The 3378-nt window shown below is 60.9% G+C and carries 1 protein-coding gene, 3 pseudogenes and 1 other annotated feature; all 4 genes and pseudogenes read right to left on the reverse strand.

Annotated features, from left to right (window positions below; genetic code table 11):
* Positions 1-117: 117 nt before the first annotated feature.
* Positions 118-408: pseudogene (locus U1708_RS20460) on the reverse strand (transposase); the annotation flags it as partial.
* A gap of 145 nt (positions 409-553) precedes the next feature.
* Positions 554-993: pseudogene (locus U1708_RS20465) on the reverse strand (IS3 family transposase); the annotation flags it as partial.
* Positions 650-766, reverse strand: a sequence feature (AL1L pseudoknot). Its footprint overlaps the pseudogene before it by 117 nt.
* 387 nt (positions 994-1380) lie before the next feature.
* Positions 1381-2422, reverse strand: a pseudogene (locus tag U1708_RS20470) (IS110 family RNA-guided transposase).
* Positions 2423-2592: 170 nt separating this feature from the next.
* Positions 2593-3378: transposase (locus U1708_RS20475; RefSeq protein WP_332748129.1), on the reverse strand; the 786-nt coding region annotated here is incomplete at its 5' end.

A 3378-nucleotide genomic window follows, 5' to 3' on the forward strand; every position in this document is an offset into this window, starting at 1 on the left:
CCAGGACACCGGACCAGGTATACTTCGACCAGCCGCTTCTCGCAGCGGCATGATCAACCAGCGGCGATCCACTTATCCAGACCGCGAGCCTGTTCAGACAACCGGGGCCACCTCTAAATATGCCGACGCCTTGCGCAGGATCTCGTTGGCTTGCCGCAGTTCGCGGACCTCGCGCTCCAGCGCCTTCACTTTGTCAGCCACCTCGGTCGGGACACCGCCGCGCTTGCCGCTGTCGACCTCGGTCTTCTTCACCCACTCATGTAGCGTCTGCGGAACGCAGCCAATCTTCTCGGCAATTGATACCACGGTCGCCCATCTGGACGGGTGATCCCGCTCGTGATCGAAAACCATCCGTACCGCCCGCTCGCGGACTTCGGGCGCAAACTTGTTAGTCGTCTTGCTCGTCATGGCTCCACCTTCTCAGGAGTTGGAGCCTCCGACAAACCCGGGGCGGTTCATCTGACCCACAACACCTACTCCTAAGCGTACTCTTAAGAGCGCGCTTAAGACCGGTCCTTCGCCTGACCGGCAAGGCGGCCGCTACCGGAGGCGTACGAGCGACCTCGGGCTTGAGGATCAGATCTTCACGCGTGCGTGCCGACAGGCGTGTCAGATCCTGTTGCTGCGCGACGTGCTCGTAGTAGGTGGATGGGGTGATCGGCAGGACACGGGCAGATCGGCTCGACCCCATAGGCATCGCGGTGATCGTCATGAACGCGATCATCTCCGGAACGGGCGGCGGAGCTCCGCCTGCGCGGAACCTGCCAACGCCTTGCGCAGGATCTCGTTGGCTTGCCGGAGGTCGCGGACATCGCGCTCCAGCGCCTTCACTTTATCGGCCACCTTGGTCGGGACACCGCCGCGTTTGCCGCTGGCGACCTCGGCACTCTTCACCCACTCATGTAGTGTCTGCGGAACGCAACCAATCTTCTCGGCAATCGATACCACGGTCGCCCATCTGGACGGGTGACCACGCTCGTGATCGGCAACCATCCGCACCTCTCGCTCTCGGACCCCGGGCGCAAACTATTCGACTTGCTCGTCATGACTCCACCTTCCCAGAAGTTCGAGCCTCCGAAAAACCCGGGGCGTGTGTGGATGCCCCCGGTTTTGCAAGGTGATTTTCTGACGTCCTGCAGCGCAGCGCTTCTATCGCTCGTGTGTCAGGCCTCTTGCGTGGCCTGAAGGTTGCCACGGGCCGGTATGCAGTTCGAAGAATGTGGTCCACATCGGTTCAGCGAGCTTTCTTGCTCGAGCCCCGGGACTGGTTTCCACGTCCTGAACATTGAAGTCCTTGCCGCATAATCGTCAGTCGATCTCCTCGCGAGGGCTCAAAGCCCCCAGGCGCTTACCGTATCGCTTCGGTTGAAGCCGATGCGTTCACGCCATCCGGTAATTCTCTTGCCGCGTCATCATCGCCCAGATCGTGCGCGCCATCTTATTGGCCAGGGCGACGGCCGCCACCATACGGGGCTTACGACCGAGCACATGCCCTAACCAGTTGTCGGGCAACACGCCGCTCATCGTAATTGTCGCGCCATAGCACGCCTTTTCGCACGATCCAGCGTATCCGGCTCATGGCGCCGACGATTAGCAGCTTGCGAATATCAGCCTGACCCATTTTGCTGACTGAACCCAAACGGGTCTTGCCCCCAGTTGACCGCTGCCGGGGGACCAGGCCCAGCCAGGCGGCAAAGTTTCGTCCACTGGCAAAGGTTCGCAGATCCGGCGCAAATGCCATTATCGCGCCCGCGGTCACCGGACCGACGCCGGGCACGGTGCAAAGCCGACGCATTGCGTCGTCCACCTTCGTCGAGGCAACTAGCTTTGAATGCAGCTCCTCGATCTTGTGCGTGAGCAGAGCAATCTGGTCCAGGTAGAGGCGAACTACATCGCGCACAGCGTCAGGGAGATCGATCGCTTTGTCATCTATCATGCCAGCGACGGCCTTGAGATGGGCGGGGCCCTGAGCCACGACCAGCCCGAACTCCGCGAGACCACGCAGGGCGTTAATCAGCTGGGTCCGCTGGCCGACAAAGGACTGATGGGTTCGGAAGGCGACCGCGCGAGCCTGATGCTCGGCGCTCTTTACAGCAACGTAATGCAGATTCGGACGCAATGCCGCTTCGGCAATCGCTGCTGCGTCCGCCGCATCGTTTTTCTGGCGCCTGACGAACGGCTTCACGTAGATCGGCGGTATCAGGCGAACCTCATGGCCAAGGCCTTGAGCAAACCGCCCCCAAAAATGGCTAGTCGCGCAGGCTTCCATCGCCACGATGCAAGGCACTTGGTCGCGTAGAACAGCCTCAAGCTTTGCCCGCGACATCGTACGGTTGAATAGAACCGCCCCTCCCGGCGCTGTCGCGCAGACTTGGAAGCTGCGCTTGGCTAGGTCGATCGCGAGAATGTGGACGTCGGTCATGTGCTCCTCCATCTCCAGCGCACCATCGCGCCGTTCTGGCATCATACGATGCCGGACGAAGGGGCATCCACCCCATCAGTTCAAAGGCTCAGGCGAAGGCGCTTAATGCCGCAGCCGAAGCAGCGCGCGTCAGAGCGATGAAAACCGATATGCTAGAGTATCCGTTGTGATCAAGCGGGCTTCTCGATCCATTTGCGGTCGGCTTTGAGCAACGTATTTGCCAGGATGATGAGCTTGCGCATGATTGCGGTGATAGCGACCTTGGGGGGCTTCCCGGCGGTGACCATCGCCTGATATTTTGCTTTCAGATCGACGTTGAACCGCGTGGCGACGAGGGCCGGCATGTAGAGCGCTTGCCTGAGAACGGCGCGCCCACCGCGGATGTGGCGTTTTCCGCGATACTGTCCGCTGTCGCGGGCTTGTGGGGCGAGACCAGCGAGACTGGCGACCTGCTTGCTCTCGAGTTGACCGAGTTCAGGCATCTCGATGAGCATAATTATAGCGGTGAGTGCACCAACACCAGGAATCGAGATGAGTATCTCGAAGCGCGACACCAGCTCAGGATCGGTCTGCAAACGTGCGTTCAGGGCAGCGTCGATGGCGGCGATCTGACGATCGATCTGTGCTAGCCGTTGCGCAGCATGTCGCTTCAGCAATGGCGACCGACACGCATGCTCACGGTTCCTGGCAGCGGTACGATCCTTGATCAACGCGAGCCGGGCAATGTGAAGCTCCCTCATGTCATCGATAGCTTCGCTGGTAATCTGTCTCACCGGCGGTGTCAGAAGTGCGCCCATGCGGGCCAGCATAGCGGCATCGATCGCATCGGTTTTGGCGTGTGCGAATTCCGACCGAAGCGGGCCGGGTAATCCGATGCGAAGCGGGCCCGCATTCCAACGTAAAGTGGGCCCCCGTTCCGATGTGAAGCGGGCGGCCATTCCGACGCAAAGCGGGCC

This window comes from Sphingomonas arabinosi (genome assembly GCF_036663715.1).
In the GTDB taxonomy this organism is placed as follows: domain Bacteria; phylum Pseudomonadota; class Alphaproteobacteria; order Sphingomonadales; family Sphingomonadaceae; genus Sphingomonas.